Below are 19,670 nucleotides of genomic sequence, written 5' to 3' on the forward strand. Positions count from 1 at the left end.
TGACTCCTAATTTGTAGTAAATTTAACTATGTATGGTTGGAGTTTTTAGTCAATGGAAATCTGCTGAGGGCCAGTGGCTTTGCCGTTATGTGCATCCGTTGTATTGCTGGTGTAACTATTTGAGCGGATCTGTTTATCCAGCCAGCTTTTAACGGGATCGTCTGCAAGATTGAGCCGAAGCACACCAGAGAAGAACCCACCCACAAATGAGACTGGATGCTGTGTAAATTGTCTGAATATAGGTGACAATTCATTAATGAACATAAAAAGACTCCTGGCACTGCCGTAAAAAATTATTACTTCTTAATTGATCGTAACGTGTTACAGCATTGTGGATTGGGCATGGGCATGGAGAAGAGACAAGGAAAAGAGGAAAGACAAGGGAGAGGGGGGAGTAAATATCTCCCTCATCCCCCTAATCTCCCTCAACTCCCCACTCATGTCCCCTTATGAGCTTGGTTGCTGATCGGGAAACATACACTTATCAGAATCACAACCACTAGGGCCAGCCTCTGTCATTTCGCCTAAATCGTAGCGGCTTAGTACTGCACAGAAATCATCTGTTTTGCGCCGCGCTTTCACTTCTTGAGTTAAGCGATCGTAGGTTGATTTATCTATTGGTTCAAATGGCAAACGTGGGAATGATTGCAAATCGTCAAAACGGGCTAAAAGAGCCGCTGAAATATATCCCTCATCATTCTGAATGGTCTCGTAAATGCGCTGTCCCAAAGGCTCGATTTCATCAGATCGAAGTTCCAAAGTAGCTGATGTGTTGTGAGTCACGTACCAGCGTTGAACCTGGAGGACAAAATCAAATTGGGCTAAGACTGAAAACTTAGAAACATCAATTTCATCAGCTCCTGGTAAATCAGCCCAAGTTACAGAAACAGGGATTTCCACTAGCCATTCACTCACCCGTGAATCAAAGGGATCGTTAAGCAAATTGCCCTGTTCATCTTTATCTGATTGAGAGGGAATGACATTGTAACCATAGTCAATACAAGCTAAGGCTACTGGATCATTTTTACCGAAGGTGATCCGACGAATGAATCTTTGAGCTTTGGGAGGATGCCATCCTGAACTAGCATTAGTTAATAAAGCCTTAGTACCACTGGGCTGCACTGTGGTGCAGCGATTTGGACGCTTGAGATTGTGGCGATCGCAATAATCCCAAACCACCCGATGTACAATATCTCTCCAAGAACTTAGATATTTTTCTTCCTCACGCTTGAAAGCTAATCCTTGTGGAGTTGCAGGCCTTCCTGCTTCCCACCAGCGCAACCAATCAACACCAAAAGCATGGACAAAGAAATCAAATAAACCTGTAAAAGAAACTCCCACAATTGGGTCTAATTCACGGCTGTATTGATAGCGTGGTTCCAGGAATTTATGATTTAAAAGTGCTGCTACAGATAGCGCTCCAGCAGTGAAAGCTTCCTCTTGTTCTTTGTAGTTATGTGGGTCAATTTGATTAAGATGAACCTCTGACAAATTACAGTGGAAGTTACTACCGATGATTTCCAGATTTGTTACCCTAGAGGCTTTTTATCCTCTAGTTCTACTGCTTAATTATTTGCAGTAGCTCCGCGTACCTTTTGCAGATGCGATATCAGATAATAAAAGTGTTTTTCACATCCGCCCCCGCACTCTTGGAGAGATTATATTCTAGACACCAATTTTTAGGGTAATCTAGTTTCACTCTCTACGCTGTACGGTGTCAAAGGCTTTTTACTTCCTTTGATTACCACGGGATTAGCATCTCAGCTTTCCCCGTTTTTGCGAGGTTTTTAACGTGAGGCAAAATCACTTACCACACGGATTTAAAGCGTAACGAGCTAAACGATGTTTTAGCTCATTAGCATCAAGATTTGAATAACGTTCTTCTAACCACTGTTTTGCTGTTCCTTGTTCGTAAGCTTGTAAAAACTCAATTTTCAGAGCTTGTGTTGGTAGCAAATCAATGTTCGATCGCGCTACAGCTTCACCAGCCCATTGAATCGCTCCCTCGCCACTATAATATTGTTTGCGGACAGCACCAACACATTCTTCTAAGGTCGGCTTGCGGTGAAAAACTCTGGTATGATTTGCCATCCTGAGTGCATCACGCTCTGGATCGATTCGCCAGTTGCCATTTTCATCTTGCTGCCATAAGTTATCTTTGGCGGTGGCTCCTTGTTCATCGTCAGCAATAAACTGACGCATCCCTGCGCTTCTTCGGATGTTACCGGCAACAATTGTGACAGCAGCTTGATCGATTAACAGACAGCATTCAACTGAATTTAATTGTCGTCCTACAGCTTTATTCAGAATAGATGCACAACGCTGATAAAGTCCGGGCAATTTTACAGGATTAGCAACTCCTCCAAAGCCATTGAGAGTTTCTCCTGCTTTGCGGACATCGCTGATATCAACTAATACTTCCACTTCTGCTGAAAATTGCTCATCAGTAGAGAGTTCTAATAAGGCTTGATATGATTCAACCCAACCTTCACGGCTATCTCCAACGTGAATAGTGACGTTATTGCCTTCTATATGAGTTTCAGTATATTCACGTCGCTGTTTGACAGGGGTGCTGCCAATTTCACCTTTGACAGTGACATTCAGTTGATTACGAATTGGAGGCAACTGGTTAATAAATTCTGGTTCTAAGACGGCTCCAGTACCACAGCCCATCATTGCCAAATCCATCATTAATCCGAAGGCACTCCAGTCTTCGAGATTGGTAGAAGTGCAATTATAAGCCCCGGAAAAATTCTTTGGCTTGGTTATCCAATCTGTGCCACCAACCCATAGCCAGCGTCCACTGGGCATAGCTTTCAAGTTGCGCTGCATTTTATCCAGCGTGGCAGCTTCTTCTTGAGTTAGCTTTCCCAATTCGACTAAGCCGAGTATAGTGCGATCGCATACCTCATCCCATGTTTCCCTTAGTCCGGCCTTTGTACGGCGGCTATAGGTTCTAAAAAATACGGGATTAGCAGCCGGTGCAGTTTCTGGAAACCTTGCACTCTGGCGTGTTCTTTCGAGATTCTGAACCATATATAAAGTGTCTTGCGTTGTTGTTGCGTGCGGACAGATTATGACTATACGCCAAGCCCGCATTTCTCACAAGCGCAATATGCCCAAACCTTTACGGAGATTAACTTTGAGCGTTTTAGATACTGCACCAATTACAACGGTCGTGAACGGGGAAATAAATCTAGCTATAGGAGATTGATTATAAATAATGAATGGGAACCTCTAAATCCTGATGATAATTTGTGCATTTTCATCAAGAAGCATTTGAAAATTTACCCCCTAGAAGTGAGGAGCGATCGCCCAGATAAGGGCAGGCATCATAAACCTGCCCTAGCAAAGGTAGGTTATTTCATTTGTTGACCAGATAGTGTACAACTTCCTTTTATGAGTTGCAACTCAAAAGGGCTAAGTTGAACGTGTAGGCTTCCGCAGTCGGCTCCTGCCAACACTCCCAAAGCTGAGAGTGGTATTAACAAAGCAGTCACTGAACCAATAACGGTAGCATTAATAATGGGTTTTGGAAGTTTCTTCCAGAAGGGTTCCTCTGGGGCTTTTCTTTCTGTCTCCATTGGTTTAACCTTTAAATGGGGTTGGATAGTAGATGGAATTTGAGGTTTCATCATTTTCAGTCCTTTCTATGTTTTTGAACTTAGGAGTCAGTCTGGGAGCCTGAGAAACACCAGACCGACTCTGCTTATTTATGTAGCCTGCTCTAGTACCACAGCCAATCATTGCCAGATCCATCATTAATCCGAAGGCACTCCAGTCTTCGAGATTGGTAGAGGTGCAATTATAAGCGCCGGAAAAATTCTTTGGCTTGGTTATCCAGTCTGTACCACCAACCCAAAGCCAGCGTCCACTGGGCATAGCTTTCAAGTTGCGCTGCATTTTATCCAGCGTGGCAGCTTCTTCTTGAGTTAGCTTTCCCAATTCGACTAAGCCTTGTAGAGTGCGATCGCATACCTCATCCCATGTTTCCCTTAATCCCGCCTTTGATCGGCGGCTATAAGTTCTAAAAAATACGGGATTAGCAGCCGGTGCAGTTTCTGGAAACCTTGCACTCTGGCGTGTTCTTTCGAGATTCTGAACCATATATTAAGTGTCTTGCGTTCTTCTTGCGTGCGGACAGATTATGACTATACGCCAAGTAGTTTGAGTATTAAAGATTGTCAAATTGTCCACTTTACGCTAGCTCTACCCGGCACTAATTACAACAGAAATTTATGATGTATAATGTCCTCTACCCTTGGGTGAGAGATAGATACTAAGTTTTAATTAGCACTATTACTTTTAAGTAAATTATCTCTATCACCCCATCTTCAGGCTGATGATCGCTACTCAACGCTTCGCTACCGCTAACTGTACTCAAGACTCTTCATTAGTTTCCCCTAACTAGCAGTGATAGTTAAATAAGTTGCGGCTGTCAGTCAAATCCAAACAATTAATTTCAATCTCTTGGGAACTATAAATTTAGTTACAGGAAATTGATTATGAATGATGAATGGGAACCTTTAAATCCTGATGATGATGTTGTGCATTTTCATCAAGAAGCATTTGAAAATTTACCCCGCACTCAAATAGTGTTTCAGTTATTCAAGGAAATCAAAAAAATTTGGGCAGAACAATGTACATCGTCAGGATCGAGAGTATTTGGAGAAGGATTTGAATGTTGTGTTTTAATACCCGGTCAACAATGGCGGACAGGTAAAATTAGAGTACGCCTAGAATTCTGCCCTGATGAAACTGAAATCGAAGATAATCGATTAGACATCAAACACGAAAACTCTCCCCTTGACGATCTTCGGCAGCAACTGAATGAAGGTAAAAACTAATACCCAAGTTGATATACACAGATATAATAGAAAATTATCTCTGTGTGCGCTGAAAAAATAAATGGTATGGACTCCCCTACATGCAAAAATCCATCGCACAATCAGATCGCGCCACTTATTTGAGCGCAACCAGCGGCTATTAGTCGCTGTCTCCGGCGGACAAGATTCTTTGTGTTTAATAAAATTACTTTTAGATTTACAATCCAAATGGGGATGGGATTTAGGTATTGCTCACTGCGATCATCGCTGGCGTTCTGACTCCGAAGCTAATGCTCATCACGTCGAAAATTTAGCTAAAACTTGGGGTATATCCTTTTATTTAGAAACAGCGAACAAACCGATAAATAGTGAAGCTGCTGCACGCGATTGGCGCTATCAAGCTTTAAGTGCGATCGCTCAGTCCAATAATTATCAATATATAGTGACAGGACACACCGCCAGCGATCGCGCCGAAACTCTCCTCTACAATTTAATTCGCGGTACTGGTGCTGATGGGTTACAAGCTCTGACTTGGCAACGCCCTCTAACTACAGGCATTATGCTAGTGCGTCCACTTTTAGAAATCACTCGTTTACAAACAGAGAAATTTTGTCAAGAATTTAAATTAGCAATTTGGGAAGATTCCACCAATCAAGATTTGCAATATGCCCGCAACCGCATTCGCCAAGAATTAATACCATATTTGCGAGATAATTTCAACCCCCAAGTAGAATCAGCCTTAGGCCAAACAGCAGAACTTTTACAAGCGGAAGTGGAATATTTAGAAAAAGCAGCCCAGGAATTGCGAGATCGGGCATTGAGCATGAGACATGAAGAAGATTCTCTTACCCCTCTTCTTCCCTTACGGTTAAATCGTCGGGTATTACAAAAAGCACCACTGGCGTTGCAACGTCGCGTGATGCGTCAGGTATTGCAGCAAATACTGACTGATGCGCCCAGTTTTGAACACATCGAAAAATTAACGGCTTTAATTATAGCGCCCAACCGATCGCAAACCGATCCATTTCCTGGTGGTGCGATCGCTCAAGTAGAAGGTGACTGGATCTGTTTGAAATAGTTAGGAATATTAGTTCCTGAGTTTCCAATAATTTAATTGCTAATAGAATATAGAATACCTAAATTAAAGATTATCATTCTACAAGATAAGGTAGCCCTACATCGCGTCCATGAAGTGGATAATCCTGAATAGAGTAATAACTAAACTTGTAGTTCATACTTGGGCTTTAGCCTAGCTAAAGCCCCAAAAATTGTTAAGACGCTAGTAATTCTGGCTGAGGCATTAAACTCTGGAGAGTCTGACGCAACTGAGCGATCGCTTGGACTTGATAATCACCAGTTTCCTGGAATTGATCCAAAGATTCTCCAATTCCTTGCAGCTTTTGCCGTAATCCATCTAGAGAATGCTGAATTGGTTGTAGCGCTTCTTGATAAAGATTCACTCGACCAGAGAATTCAGCAGTTGTTCTTCGTAGGGATAGCAAGTTTTCCTCGATCGCTTTCAGTTCTTGGCGCTTTTCATCTAGATCGTGAGTTTGATTGTCAATCATTCCCTGATTTAGCTCAACACCAGAACGAATTTGCTCAATCTCACGTTCCAGCTTTTGGATTTCCTGTGAATATTGTTGTCGCTGGGTTTCAATTTGTAAAAGAATCGGTTCTAAATTAATTTTGTTGTTACTTTCTTCTTCTTCAGTAACAGTATGTCCTTGGCGTCGCAGCATTACAGCTTTGTGTTGCTTGAGAAACTTCTGGTGCTGTAGCATATTGCGGCGCTGTCCCACCAAACTGGAATTTAGCATCTGATAAAGGTCTTTTTCATCAGTTAGTTCTAGTTCCAAATTGATATGGTCATTGTCAGATGCTTGATTTAATTTAGTTTGGAGTTCTTCTATAGCTTCTTGTTTATATTTCAGTTCTTGTTCTTGATCGTGAACAAAGCTAGCGTCTATTTCTAACTTATGCTGCAAGTCTTGCACTATCTTTTGTAGTTCTTCTAAAGGCATTTTATCCAAAGCCTCCACATCAGCTTGCTTGCCGAGAACTACGTCACCAGATGTTGCCGCTAAAGAGTGAATCTGTTGATATAACTCTTCGGCGTTTCGTAACTGCTCTTTGACGATCCGAGCATACTCTTGCTTATTGGTAAGGTCTGCTGTATTTATTTGTAATTGGGCTGTTTGCTGAACTAGAGAATTTTGTGCTTCTTGCAATGCATTTTGGCGATCGCTAAAAGTTTGTGATAAACGCTCAACTTCTTCTTGCTGTTGTGCGATCGCACTTTTATGCTCCTCTAGTTTTTGCCAGTGTGGGGTAAGAGTCGCTTGCTGGTTTTCGACCAATTCAAAGGCTAGATGCAGGTGTTCTCTAACTGTTTCCGTAGGATTAACACGATTAGACAAGCGATCGAGTAACTCACTCATTACTCGACTTTGCTCCTCATCCAAAACCGTCCCTTGTTGAAAATCCGCTTGGCGTTCTTCCAGGCGACGCTGCTCACCCCGTAAATGCTCCCAAGCGCCTTCCAACTCTTGGCGGTTGCGCTCAATTTCTCCTTGTAATCGTTCAATTTCCTGGCGGGAGGTGTCAACTTCTTGTTTTTGCTCCTCTAGATGTTGTACCTCATCCTCCAATTGCTGCAACTGTTCTGCTCGTACCTCCATGTCCATTTCACGGCGATTCAACTCTTGCGCCTGAAATGTTAGTGACTGTTTCCACTGATCGATCTCATCTTCCTTGAGCTTAAATTTCTCCAACTGGCGGGAAAAATTCTGCAAAATGTTGACAAGTGGACGCCCTGCTTCTTGAATCCGCTGCACTTGACGATTCGGATTCAGTTCAGCCAGTACCAAAGCACCATCATTTAATTTGCTTGCGTCCTCAGCGGCAATCACCTCTTCCGACACAGTACTCCAATTCTGGTCAGTTCGCTGACAAGCTAGCAGTTTCAGTTCGGTTTTGCCACCGCCACTGAGTAAACCACCTTTCTGTTTTTGTACTTCTGCTAAATACAGCACACCGTTAGTCCTTTATTGATGCACTTAAAGTTCGTGTTTTGAGATATACCTTAAATAATTCTGTTAACTTGTCTCACTGAACCGAGGTTGAGGAGAACAAGACAGACAAAACTATAGACGCAAGATGTTACGTCTTGATACTTATAGAAGCGATCTGGTCGCGCCTTTATATTTTGTACTGATGACAGTGGTGATGACTTCCGTGTTAACACTAGCTTTGTCAAAGTGTATTACGAAAGATGAAGGTTTATAGCTTAATATATTCCCTAATGACAATCAGAATAGAGTAAAAATCTTTTCAATACTCCATAATCAATACTTAAACAATAAGTCATAATTCACGATTCAGAATTCAGCAATACTTAAGGAGTACTTTTTAGCTAAATGCAGGGAAATTTAAATGAAATTGATATTTGCAGTATCCTGCAATTGATTGAATTGGGACAGCGAACAGGGCAACTATGGGTAGAAGCTTATAGCTCTCACCATAACAACAAACTGGGTGGAGATGGAGCAAACATTTATCGCCCTAAACAACAGTCTTGGTTCGTCTTTTTCCTGAATGGTCAAATTATCTATTGCCAAGAAGGCGAGAGTAGTTTATCCAGAATTAGCGATTATTTGCGTCATTATCGAGTTGAGATGCGACTCACCGACAAACAAATTGCTACTCTACCACCAACCGACGCCCCAGAGTATGCCTATCTTTGGTCACTATTGGAGCGGAATATCATCAACCCAAAGATAGCTGCTAGTATCATTTACGGTTTGGTGCATGAAACCCTCTTTGATTTGCTGAGTTTACGCCAAGGTAACTTCATTTTCCATCAGGGTGCAGCACTTGCCCCGCAATTAAACACTTATGAGATTGCTCCATTGGTGACAAAAATTACCAAGCAGCTGCAAGAGTGGAAGCAACTCTATCCACACATTCAGTCTCCAGAGCAATTGCCAGTGCTATCTGACAAAGTTCAGCTACAATCTTCTTTACCAGAAGCAACTGTGAATAAGCTACAACATTGGGCTGATGGTAAAACATCCTTGCGACAACTAGCTCGCCATCTCAACCGAGATATTTTGACAGTCGCTAAGGCAATATATCCTTATGTGCAACAAAGTTGGCTACAACTAGTATATTCAGAGACTAATCACCCAGATACACACACGGATAGCTGGGAATTGAAAGAAAAACCGATGGGGCGGATAGTATGTATTGACGATGCGATCGCCATCGGTGAGACTATAAATTCCATCTTACAACCACAAGGCTATGAAGCGATCGCTCTCACCAATCCCTTAGAAGCACTGAGTCTGGTTTTTCAACTCAAACCGGATTTAATTTTATGCGACATTGCCATGTCGGAATTAGAAGGGTACGAGGTTTGCGCCATGCTGCGACATTCAACAGCATTTCGGCTCACGCCGATTATCATGCTTACTGGGAAAGATGGGTTTATGGATCGAGTCAAAGCTAGGATGGTCGGGGCAACAGATTATTTGACAAAGCCGTTTACAGATACTGAGTTACTTATGCTCGTAGAAAAATATATCAACAACCAATGAAAATTGGGCATGGGGCATTAATTATTTTTCCCTCATCTCTCTCACCTATGGGGCATATAAAGAGATCAAAGATTTGTTGATCTACTAAAAGATGAGTTAAAAGATGTTATCACAGAGTCAGTTAACTGAGTGAAACGTCAATCTCCGGGAAAATAGTGAAGGCATAAAATTAATTTATACAGTTAATACTTGCGGAGGAATCAGGGAATGTTCCAATTAGGAACGTCTAAATCAGGAGGTAAATAGACAATTATGAGCACAGTTCTGATTGTGGAAGACAGTATAGCGCAAAGGGAGATGATTACAGACCTCCTGAAAGCAACTGGCCTAACAGTTACCCATGCTAGTGATGGATTAGAAGCGTTAGAGGCAATTCAAATAGCACCTCCAGATTTAGTGGTATTAGATATTGTCATGCCCCGAATGAACGGCTACGAAGTTTGTCGGCGGTTAAAATCCGATCCAAAAACCCAAAATGTCCCAGTGGTTATGTGTTCTTCTAAAGGCGAAGAATTCGATCGCTATTGGGGCATGAAGCAGGGTGCAGATGCCTACATAGCCAAACCGTTTCAACCAACCGAGTTGGTAGGAACAGTCAAACAACTGCTGCGAGGATAAGGATAAAAACAACATGGTCAGCAAACCGGACTTTTTAAGTGGCAGCGGTCAAGACCACTTTCGACCAGAATTACAAGTAGAAAGTCCTGAAGGTGAGTTACATTTGAGGTTTTACATTCCCTCGCATCAGGAGTTTGCACTACAAGCAACTGGCATCCGAGAGGTAATTGAACTAAGTCCTGATAGAATCACCCCGATTCCTAATGCTTCTCCTTTACTTTTGGGTACTCTAAATTTACGAGGTCGAGTTATTTGGGTGGCCGACTTGGGTCAATTTCTGGGGGAAGCAGGTGCATTAAACACGGATAGAGCTGAAATTTCGGTGATTGCCATTGAAGAGCAAGACACAATAGTGGGTTTAGCAGTAGAGGAAATCGGTGGTATGGACTGGTTGGATGTCCAGAATCTGATGCCACCAACTAGTGTTCCAGATACGATGGCTCCCTTTTTACGTGGAGAGTGGTCATTAGGTGCTAAAAGCAATCAGTGTCTACGACTGCTCGATCAAATGGCAATTGTACGAAGTGCTAGGTGGGCAGGATGAAATTGGAGGAGGAAATGGCAGCAAGTATTGATAATTACGAGCCAACATATCAACAGGCGATGACCGCCTATGTTCAAAGAAATTATGAGGTTGCGGCCACTTTAGTTGACCAAGTGGTGCAAAATTTACCAGATGACCCCAATACCCATTTGTTGAGGGGTCACATCTACTATGTTTTACAGCACTATGATGTAGCAAAAGAAGAATATCAACAGGTGTTAGGCTTGACTAACGATCGAGAAATTCTTGGTTTTGCCAAGAATGGAATTGACAATATCAATCAATATTTAGAGTCATTTAGTGGGCAGATCGATCCATCAGAAAGTCAAGAAGAAATAAACTCTTCAGAGATATCCGATCCACTGGCATATAGGGAATCAGAATTAGAAGATTTAAGCGCTAATCAGGAGTTTGACAGCGACAACCTTGATTTGAACTTTTTTGGAGAGCATCAAGAAAGTATGAATGGCGTTGAAGATACATCTTCAAAAAGTCCATTCGATCTGCCCACAGAAGATAGTATTGGAACAGAAAAAATATCAGATTCTTCTATAGCTTTTGGTGATGACCCTTTTGCCATGAATGAAGAATCACAGGAACAAGAGTCAAATAAAAACTGGGAGGAGAACACAGAATTAGAGTTGCCTGCTTTTTGGCAGGAAAGTATCTCAGAAGAGATTTCCGAAGAATCATTAGCAAATAGTCAATTCTCAGATAATGGGATAAATTCTCCTTACGGAAATTCAAATATTGACAATAATAACTCTTCATCTGCTAATTCACAAACTGATAATAACGAGAATAATTTCCCTGATTTGTTGAGTGAAGCAAAGTCTCCATCTCAGAGTGTGGGGAATTTAGAATATAAAAAATCTAGTTTTGGAGACGAAACTTTACTGATTGTTTCAGAAGAACCGAAAAATGATTCGCCAACAACAAATAACTTGGAATACGGCAGTCAAAATAACTTATCTGAAACCGAATCACATAGTTGGTTAACACCAAAAAAAGCGGAGGTAGAATCAGATTTTCAGCCGAATTTACCCGATAATGAATCAGCTTTTAATAGTAATTTACCTCGGCAGGAAAAGCAGTTTAAATCAGGCGAATTCATCGGTAAAAATAGCTTCGATGACGATGAAAATTTTGATATGGAAGCATTTGAGTCTGCCTTTGGCTCAGAGGGTTTAAACTCTTATGAAGACTCAAGCAATATACTGAATGGAGAAAATTCTAAGAGCAATATTGAGTTTTTAGATGACTTTGAGGAATTTGACGATTTAGGCAATATTCCAGGGTTTGACCTGATCGAAGGAGATTCTAACTTCGGTAATGTCGCAATGCATTCTGCTCCATCAGAAACTAGTGACACTGGACGCCCTAAAGTAGCAGAGGCTTTTGCAAGTAATTCAGCCGATCGCGAAGAAGAACTTTTCTCAATGACTGGTTCCCATGAAGCCGTTCCAGTCTTTAGCCAAACAGATATCTCCAAACTAGAACCCAACGTCAGCATTGAGCAGGGATGGTTAGCACCATTAGAAAATGCTTCCATTGAACGAAAACAATGGTTAATTGCTGGAAGTGTGGGCATTGTCTCAGCGCTGGTTGTAGCCACAGTTAGCTTTGTCGCCACCACATTTTCGCCACCCCAACAACGAGAATCAGTACGAAACACAGGTTGGGCAATGTCACTAGCTGCTGGGATTGCAGGTTTTGCTACCGCAGGCTTCATGGGGAATCTGGCGCTTAAACAAATTCGGCGCACAACTGATGACCTCCAAGCTCAGTTTGAGGCTGTACGTCAAGGAAATCTGAATGCTCAAGCTACAGTATATTCCGAAGATGAATTGGGGCATTTATCCACTGGCTTTAATGAAATGGCGCGGGTAATTTTCACAACCACAAGTGAAGCCCAACGCAAAGCCGATGAACAAGAGGAAGCCAAAGAAAACCTGCAACGTCAGGTGATCCGCCTCTTGGATGATGTGGAAGGAGCTGCTAGAGGCGATTTAACAGTCCAAGCGGAAGTGACAGCTGACGTACTGGGAGCTGTAGCTGACGCCTTTAACCTAACAATTCAAAACCTGCGGGATATCGTTCAACAGGTAAAAGTAGCGGCGAAGGATGTAACAAAAGGTGCAACCAACTCCGAAACCTTTGCCAGAGCCTTATCTAGTGATGCTTTGCGGCAAGCAGAAGAGTTGGCAGTAACGTTGAATTCTGTACAGGTGATGACCGACTCGATTCAGCGGGTAGCAGAGGCGGCACGGGAAGCTGAAACCGTTGCTCGTGATGCTAGTACGATCGCCTTGAAAGGTGGCGAAGCAGTAGAAAATACCGTAGCAGGGATTTTAGAAATTCGAGAAACCGTTGCCGAAACCACTCGCAAAGTGAAGCGGTTGGCGGAATCTTCCCAAGAAATTTCTAAAATTGTGGCGTTGATTTCTCAAATTGCTTCGAGAACAAACTTGTTAGCACTCAATGCTAGTATTGAGGCGGCAAGAGCCGGAGAAGCGGGACGCGGGTTTGCGATCGTTGCAGATGAAGTACGCCAGCTAGCAGATAAATCTGCTAAATCCCTGAAGGAAATTGAACAAATCGTGATGCAAATCCAAAGCGAAACAGGTTCTGTAATGACCGCGATGGAAGAAGGCACACAACAAGTAATTAAAGGGACAAAATTGGCAGAAGATGCCAAGCGATCGCTCGAAAACATTATTCAAGTGGCGAATCGCATCGATATTCTTGTGCGATCTATTACTAGCGACACTGTGGAACAAACGGAAACCTCCCGCGCCGTTGCTCATGTAATGCAATCAGTAGAACTGACCGCCCAAGAAACTTCCCAAGAAGCACAGCGAGTTTCAGGTGCCCTACAACACTTAGTAGGTGTATCCCGTGACTTGATCGCCTCCGTTGAACGTTTCCGAGTGGAAACTATGGAAACTAGGTAACAAAGTTAGGAGTTAGGTAGTAAGGAGTTAGAAATAAAAATCACAACTCACATCTCATAACTCATAACTCATAATTCATAACTCATAACTCATAACTCATAACTTTTGCTATGCTGCCGGAACAACAACAGCGGATTTTGGGTTACTTTATCGAAGAAGCCAGGGATCACCTGAATACCATTGAGCAGGGCTTGCTGAATTTAGAGGGTACTCTAAACGACCCGGAAATGATCAGTGAGGTCTTCCGGGCGGCTCACTCCATCAAAGGAGGAGCGGCGATGCTTGGATTGACTAGCATCCAGCATACCTCCCACCGTCTGGAAGATTGTTTCAAAATTCTCAAAGATAATCCGGTTCAGATTGACCAAAAGTTAGAGTCTTTATTTCTTGGTGTCTCTGATACCCTAAAATCGCTGTTAGAGCATTTGAGTGGCCCTTATGGTCTTTCTGAAGATGCAGCTAATACTTTGATGTCAGAAACTGAGCCAGTCTTTCAATGGCTGTATCAGCATCTGGAACTACTTGTAGAACAAGCAAAGAGTGGAGTAGCCAGCAGTTCTGACGCAACAGAACTTACAACCTCTATAGAGAATATCCCCACACTTACAGAATTTTTCATGCGGCGAGATATTCCCGATCTGGCAGAATACACCCATCAGGAATCTCCAGACTCGGTAGCACCCCACGAGGTCCTAGACGCTCGCGGACTCGCTAACGCTGCGCTATCGCCAGTCACCGCTCAAGAAAATAATAACTGGAGTGAGTTTCAAGCCCAAGTGCTGCAAACACTGCGGGAAATGTTGCAATTATTTAAGCAAACTACAACACTTTCAACTCGACAAAACCTCCAGCAATGCTGTCACCAGTTAGTCAAACTTGGTGAAACTTGGAATTTGCCCAATTGGTGTGGTTTGTGTCAAGCAGCAGCCAGTGCGATCGGCAATCCCGAAAATACTTATCTGACTTTAGCTAAAATTGTCATTACCGAAATCAAACAAGCTCAAGAATTAGTTCTGCAAGGTAGAGAAGCCGAAATTGCAATTAGTCAGCAACTAGAGGCACTTTTAAGCTTTGCAGAAATTGAGTTATTAGAAATTACCCCCGATCTATTTGATGAACAATCTCCGGTTTTGACAGAATCAGAGTCAATTCTATCTGGTGACACCAAGGCGTTAGCCCAGACAACTGAAGAACATAGCTACGCCAACGTCTCTGACGAACGCCCCTCCCTTCAGTTACAAGGAACACCACTAAATGAAAGTAGAAACACTAGTCTTACTTTCACTACACATGACGAAGCACATCCAATCAGTAACAATCTCGATCCCAATGGGCCAGAGGTAGGAATAGCTGAGTTAAATACCCTTGCCGATTTATTTGATGGTGAGACTCCTGAACTAGATGAAAGCTGGCATCAAGAAGAAAGCTTAGATATTGTTACTACCGATGACTTTGGAATTGATTTGAGCAGCACTGAGGCTGAAGACGCTCATAACGATTTATCTGACTTGCTCTGCTTTAATGAAGATATAAGCAACGCACTACACCCAACAACCACAGCTACAACAGAAGATTTATCCCTGTTATTTGGCGACCATTTCCTAGAAAAAGATAATTCAGAACCGCAAAATCAACAAATATCTGCTACGCCTTTAGAGTTGAGCGATATTAACGAATTTGATATAAATTTAGACTCATCTTCTTCCGAAGTTTTACAAGAATTTATTGATATTTATAGTGATACAAACCAGACTAATAGCGAGATTATCCAAAATAGTGTAGTTGAAGATTTCTTGACACTGGAGTTAGATGATGATGAACTATTGCCAACAGGCGAAGTCACTCAACCAGAAACTGAGCCGTTCGCTAGTGTGGAACTATCTACCAACCAACAAAACAATTTTGATAACTTATTATTAGAAACTAAAAATGCAAATTGGATAGAAAAAATTACCCCTAGTGACTACATAGAATTACCCCAGCCAACAGACTTGTCTTTGGACAACTTGTTTGCTGAAATGAAAGAACAGCCACAACTATCGACAAGTGAACCAGAAATCAGTGATTTATTCGATACGCCTCCAGTAACAGAACCTGAGTTTTCTCAATCAGAAAACGATCTGAGCAACTTCTGGAACCAGGAAACCACAGAGGAAAAGGACGAATTCGATTCCTTAATTGATCAGAATGTGGAAAGGGCTTTAGATGAAAGTTTGTTTACTGCGGCGGCTGATGACATTTTTGCTGATAATCAGCAGTCCATACCTTCTCCTATAGCCAATTTTGATATAGAAGAAGATTTTGATATCAATTTCCAGCATCAAGAACAGCTAGATTTGATATTATCAGCAGACTCTGGAGATAATTTATTTGATGAATTAACATCAAGTAACTTAACTATTTCTCCTATAATCAACGATACCTCCACGAGTGAGACGCTTTTGTTCGCGCAGCATTCTGGGGAAGAAATTCTCAGACCCCAACAACCAGAATCTTTAGATTTTGTTCCAGAATTTGCTAATCAGACCCCAGAAATATCTGCTGTTGATCTGGAAGTTAATTCATTAGGCTCTTTCGATGAAAATCCACAACTGCTGTTTGAAGATGTCGCTACAAATGAATTGACCTATATTCAGATGGACACCACAGAGAATATTGTGGATGAACTATCAGAAACTATCAGTTTTGAGGAAAATTCAGATTCAGCGCCACCCGAAGCACAGCCAAGTGAATTGTTCGGCTCTTTCGATGAAAATCCACAACTGCTGTTTGAAGATGTCGGTACAAATGAATTAACCTATATTCAGATGGAAACCACAGAGAATATTGTGGATGAACTATCAGAAACCGTCAGTTTTGAGGAAAATTCAGATTCAGCATCATTCCAAGCACAGCTAGATGATTTGTTCGACTCTGAAGATGTCGCTACAAATGAATTGACCTATATTCAGATGGACACCACAGAGAATATTGTGGATGAACTATCAAAAACTATCAATTTTGAGGAAAATTCAGATTCAGCATCACCCGAAGCACAGTCAAGTGAATTGTTCGGTTCTTTCGATGAAAATCCACAACTGCTGTTTGAAGATGTCGCTACAAATGAATTGACCTATATTCAGATGGAAACCACAGAGAATACTGTGGATGAACTATCAGAAACTATCAATTTTGAGGAAAATTCAGATTCAGCATCATTCCAAGCACAGCTAGGTGATTTGTTCGACTCCGAGGATGTAGTTACAAATGAATTGACCTATATTCAGATGGAAACCACAGAGAATACTGTGGATGAACTATCAGAAACTATCAATTTTGGGGAAAGTTCAGATTCAGCATCACCCGAAGCACAGTCAAGTGAATTGTTCGGTTCTTTCGATGAAAATCCACAACTGCTGTTTGAAGATGTCGCTACAAATGAATTGACCTATATTCAGATGGAAACCACAGAGAATACTGTGGATGAACTATCAGAAACTATCAATTTTGAGGAAAATTCAGATTCAGCATCATTCCAAGCACAGCTAGGTGATTTGTTCGACTCTGAGGATGTCGCTATAAATGAATTGACCTATATTCAGATGGAAACCACAGAGAATACTGTGGATGAACTATCAGAAACTATCAGTTTTGGGGAAAGTTCAGATTCAGCCCAGACAAGCCCAGAAGTTTTACAGACAGAGGAAAATAATAATTTAGAAACTACCTTTGAATTAACAGAAAACACAGTTGTTGAAAATAATTTATTGTTTACAGAAACCACTGAAATAGTTGCTCAAGAAGATGAATTTGCAGACTTGGCAGCATTATTAGGAGAGGAAGTAGCACCCATCCCCAAAGCTAAGAAGATACCAGAAGTAGATTTTGCTGCCCTGGAAGACTTACTAAGTACAGATAACAACAGCGATGTCTATGACGGGCTACGCCAACGCCAGCCTTTCAACACTCAACCAGTCTCAGCTAAAAATGCTATTCCATCACCAGTTATAAAAGATGAATTTGGTGACTTAGAAAAGTTGCTGGCAGAAGCAAATCAAACAATATCCCATTCTACTGTAGTAAAATCGAACACCAGCCAAGCTAACCGTCCCTCTACTCGTCGGGCTGCGAGATTTGAAGAAACGATGAAGGTTCCAGTTAAGCAACTGGACGATATGAGTAATTTAGTTGGGGAGTTGGTGGTAAATCGCAATACCTTAGAGCAAGATCATGAACGACTGCGACAGTCATTAGATAACTTGTTGATTCAGGTACAACAACTCTCAGATGTAGGTGCAAGGATGCAGGAGTTGTATGAGCGATCGCTACTGGAAGCGTCTCTATTAGCTGGACGCAAAAAGAAAGACCCCGGCGGCTTACAAGCCCCTGATTTTAATGCAGATCGGGGTTTTAGCGAGCTAGAAATGGATCGTTTTACTCCCTTCCACACACTCTCACAGCAGATGATTGAGCGCATTGTCCGAGTGCGTGAGTCAGCTAGTGACATTGATTTTGTTACCGAAGAAACCGAACGAGTCGCTAGGCAGTTCCGTCAAGTAACCACCCAGCTACAAGAGGGATTAACTAGAGCGCGAATGGTGCCTTTTGCTCAAACTATCGATCGCTGGCGGCGAGGAGTGCGCGACAACGCCATTAAGTGTGGCAAACAAGTAGAGTTGCTGATCGAAGGTGGCGATACTTTAATTGACAAGATGATTTTGGATCATCTTACCGATCCGCTGACTCACATGTTGAATAATGCGATCGCTCACGGTATTGAAACGCCAGAAGAGAGACAAGCTGCTGGTAAACCACCTGTAGGAATCATTACTATCCGTGCCTTCCACCAAGGGAACCAAACGATCATATCTGTAGGCGATGATGGCGCAGGTATCGATTCGGCAAGGGTTAAGGCTAAGGCTGTGAAGATTGGCATGATTACAGAAGCGCAGGCAAAAGCGATGTCTCGTCTGGAAGTCTACGATCTACTGTTCCAGTCTGGTTTTACGATTAAAGACCAAGCCGATGAAATTTCTGGCCGTGGCGTGGGTATGGACGTGGTGCGCTCCGAAATTAGTGAAATTCGGGGAACAGTTAACACCGATTCTGCGATCGGCAAGGGGACTACCTTCACGATTCGTTTACCACTGACTCTGAGTATTTGTAAAGCTCTCTGCTGCGTCTCCGATCGCTCCAGGATCGCTTTCCCAATGGATGGTGTAGAAGATACGCTAGATATTCCCGTCAAAAATATTCAGCATGATGCCAATGGGCAATCATTTATTTCCTGGCGCGATACGGTGCTACCATTCCGACCCTTGAAGGAACTTTTAACCTTCAATCGCCAAATCAGTCGCGGTAATGTCTATGGCGGCACCAGAGATGATGATATGGTTTCTGTGGTTGTGGTGCGATCGGCAAATACCCTGATTGCTCTACAGATTGACCTGGTGTTAAGCGAACAAGAAATTGTAATTAAGCAATTTGAAGGACCAGCACCTAAACCGATTGGTGTTGCTGGTGCTACAGTCTTGGGTGATGGTCGGATTATGCCCATTGCTGACGTGCTAGAAATAATTGACATCTTTCAGGGACGGATTTCTACTCAAGCTGGTGGCAGTTCTTGGCAACAAAAACTCACTCCTCCAGATACCTCTCCCGCGAAGATTGACCCGACAGTGCTGATTGTCGATGACTCAATTACAGTCCGAGAATTGCTATCCCTGACATTTAACAAAGCAGGTTATCGCGTAGAACAGGCACGTGACGGTCAGGAAGCTTGGGATAAACTCCGCTCTGGTCTGCCTTGCGATATCGTATTTTGCGACATCGAAATGCCCCGTTGCGATGGACTGGAATTGCTCTCTCGCATCCAGAAAGACTCTAACCTTAACCACTTACCGATCGCAATGCTCACCTCGCGCGGTGCAGACAAGCACAGACAAATTGCCGCTCAACTCGGTGCTAGTGGTTACTTTACCAAGCCCTATCTCGAAGAAGCTCTACTTGAAGCCGCAGCGCGGATGCTGAAAGGAGAGAAACTCGTTAACTAAATCAACCAAAATACTTCGATTTTAGGGAAAACTCTACAGGCTTCTACTTCGATTAAAGCTAATACTATTTTTTAATAGTACAATTGTTCTATAAGCAA

At 42.4% G+C, this 19,670-nt stretch carries 11 protein-coding genes and 3 pseudogenes; 8 read left to right on the forward strand and 6 right to left on the reverse strand.

The features are described 5' to 3' along the window. Positions 1-45: 45 nt before the first annotated feature. The 3 genes and pseudogenes from V7K84_RS16025 to nrdJ (V7K84_RS16035) all read right to left on the reverse strand — a co-directional run. A complete protein-coding gene (locus V7K84_RS16025; protein ID WP_334839421.1) occupies positions 46-264 on the reverse strand; it encodes a hypothetical protein in 219 nt (72 codons plus the stop codon). Positions 265-447: 183 nt separating this feature from the next. Continuing rightward, positions 448-1,521 (reverse strand): annotated as a pseudogene (gene nrdJ, locus V7K84_RS16030) (ribonucleoside-triphosphate reductase, adenosylcobalamin-dependent); the annotation flags it as partial. 285 nt (positions 1,522-1,806) lie between these two features. Further along, positions 1,807-3,036, reverse strand: a pseudogene (gene nrdJ, locus V7K84_RS16035) (ribonucleoside-triphosphate reductase, adenosylcobalamin-dependent); the annotation flags it as partial. A 40-nt stretch (positions 3,037-3,076) separates the two neighbouring features. Here nrdJ (V7K84_RS16035) and V7K84_RS16040 point away from each other — a divergent pair. Then, complete coding sequence (locus tag V7K84_RS16040) at positions 3,077-3,214, forward strand: hypothetical protein (protein WP_334839423.1); 138 nt, start codon at positions 3,077-3,079, stop codon at positions 3,212-3,214. Positions 3,215-3,359: 145 nt separating this feature from the next. On the opposite strand, the gene V7K84_RS16045 is transcribed toward V7K84_RS16040, so the two are convergent. After that, the gene (locus V7K84_RS16045) at positions 3,360-3,584 is read right to left on the reverse strand and encodes a hypothetical protein (RefSeq protein WP_334839425.1); all 225 of its coding nucleotides are present in this window, start codon (positions 3,582-3,584) and stop codon (positions 3,360-3,362) included. A gap of 124 nt (positions 3,585-3,708) precedes the next feature. Beyond that, positions 3,709-4,107, reverse strand: a pseudogene (locus tag V7K84_RS16050) (ribonucleoside-triphosphate reductase, adenosylcobalamin-dependent); the annotation flags it as partial. Positions 4,108-4,505: 398 nt separating this feature from the next. Between V7K84_RS16050 and V7K84_RS16055 the strand changes: the two are divergent. Both V7K84_RS16055 and tilS read left to right on the forward strand, forming a co-directional pair. Next, positions 4,506-4,847, forward strand: coding sequence for a KGK domain-containing protein (locus tag V7K84_RS16055; protein ID WP_334839426.1), 342 nt, complete (start codon positions 4,506-4,508; stop codon positions 4,845-4,847). A gap of 61 nt (positions 4,848-4,908) precedes the next feature. Continuing rightward, positions 4,909-5,904 (forward strand): tRNA lysidine(34) synthetase TilS, encoded by a 996-nt coding sequence (gene tilS / locus V7K84_RS16060; protein ID WP_334839428.1) that lies wholly within the window; start codon positions 4,909-4,911, stop codon positions 5,902-5,904. Between the two features lie 193 nt (positions 5,905-6,097). Here tilS and hmpF read toward each other — a convergent pair whose 3' ends face one another. After that, a complete protein-coding gene (gene hmpF / locus V7K84_RS16065) occupies positions 6,098-7,861 on the reverse strand; it encodes a pilus motility taxis protein HmpF (RefSeq protein WP_334839430.1) in 1,764 nt (587 codons plus the stop codon). 384 nt (positions 7,862-8,245) lie between these two features. Between hmpF and V7K84_RS16070 the strand changes: the two genes are divergently transcribed. The 5 genes from V7K84_RS16070 to V7K84_RS16090 all read left to right on the forward strand — a co-directional run bounded on the left by V7K84_RS16070 (position 8,246) and on the right by V7K84_RS16090 (position 19,572). Beyond that, positions 8,246-9,424, forward strand: coding sequence for a response regulator (locus V7K84_RS16070; RefSeq protein WP_334839431.1), 1,179 nt, complete (start codon positions 8,246-8,248; stop codon positions 9,422-9,424). 252 nt (positions 9,425-9,676) lie between these two features. Further along, the gene (locus V7K84_RS16075) at positions 9,677-10,042 is read left to right on the forward strand and encodes a response regulator transcription factor (RefSeq protein WP_069073698.1); all 366 of its coding nucleotides are present in this window, start codon (positions 9,677-9,679) and stop codon (positions 10,040-10,042) included. 13 nt (positions 10,043-10,055) lie between these two features. Continuing rightward, the gene (locus V7K84_RS16080) at positions 10,056-10,586 is read left to right on the forward strand and encodes a chemotaxis protein CheW (protein WP_334839433.1); all 531 of its coding nucleotides are present in this window, start codon (positions 10,056-10,058) and stop codon (positions 10,584-10,586) included. A gap of 14 nt (positions 10,587-10,600) precedes the next feature. Next, entirely contained in the window at positions 10,601-13,540 is a 2,940-nt protein-coding gene (locus tag V7K84_RS16085) for a methyl-accepting chemotaxis protein (RefSeq protein WP_334839670.1), read from the forward strand. A 110-nt stretch (positions 13,541-13,650) separates the two neighbouring features. Continuing rightward, positions 13,651-19,572 carry a hybrid sensor histidine kinase/response regulator gene (locus V7K84_RS16090; RefSeq protein ID WP_334839434.1) on the forward strand — a complete coding sequence of 1,974 codons (5,922 nt, stop codon included), beginning with the start codon at positions 13,651-13,653 and terminating at the stop codon, positions 19,570-19,572. Positions 19,573-19,670 lie beyond the last annotated feature (98 nt).

The organism is Nostoc sp. (assembly GCF_036917315.1).
Classification (GTDB): Bacteria; Cyanobacteriota; Cyanobacteriia; order Cyanobacteriales; family Nostocaceae; genus Nostoc.

Bases quoted from the DNA above. Each gene is read 5' to 3' on its own strand.
- V7K84_RS16025 (WP_334839421.1), bottom strand. From the start codon at position 264: ATGTTCATTAATGAATTGTCACCTATATTCAGACAATTTACACAGCAT.
- V7K84_RS16040 (WP_334839423.1), top strand. From the start codon at position 3,077: ATGACTATACGCCAAGCCCGCATTTCTCACAAGCGCAATATGCCCAAA.
- V7K84_RS16045 (WP_334839425.1), bottom strand. From the start codon at position 3,584: ATGGAGACAGAAAGAAAAGCCCCAGAGGAACCCTTCTGGAAGAAACTT.
- V7K84_RS16055 (WP_334839426.1), top strand. From the start codon at position 4,506: ATGAATGATGAATGGGAACCTTTAAATCCTGATGATGATGTTGTGCAT.
- tilS (WP_334839428.1), top strand. From the start codon at position 4,909: ATGGTATGGACTCCCCTACATGCAAAAATCCATCGCACAATCAGATCG.
- V7K84_RS16070 (WP_334839431.1), top strand. From the start codon at position 8,246: ATGCAGGGAAATTTAAATGAAATTGATATTTGCAGTATCCTGCAATTG.
- V7K84_RS16075 (WP_069073698.1), top strand. From the start codon at position 9,677: ATGAGCACAGTTCTGATTGTGGAAGACAGTATAGCGCAAAGGGAGATG.
- V7K84_RS16080 (WP_334839433.1), top strand. From the start codon at position 10,056: ATGGTCAGCAAACCGGACTTTTTAAGTGGCAGCGGTCAAGACCACTTT.
- V7K84_RS16085 (WP_334839670.1), top strand. From the start codon at position 10,601: ATGGCAGCAAGTATTGATAATTACGAGCCAACATATCAACAGGCGATG.
- V7K84_RS16090 (WP_334839434.1), top strand. From the start codon at position 13,651: ATGCTGCCGGAACAACAACAGCGGATTTTGGGTTACTTTATCGAAGAA.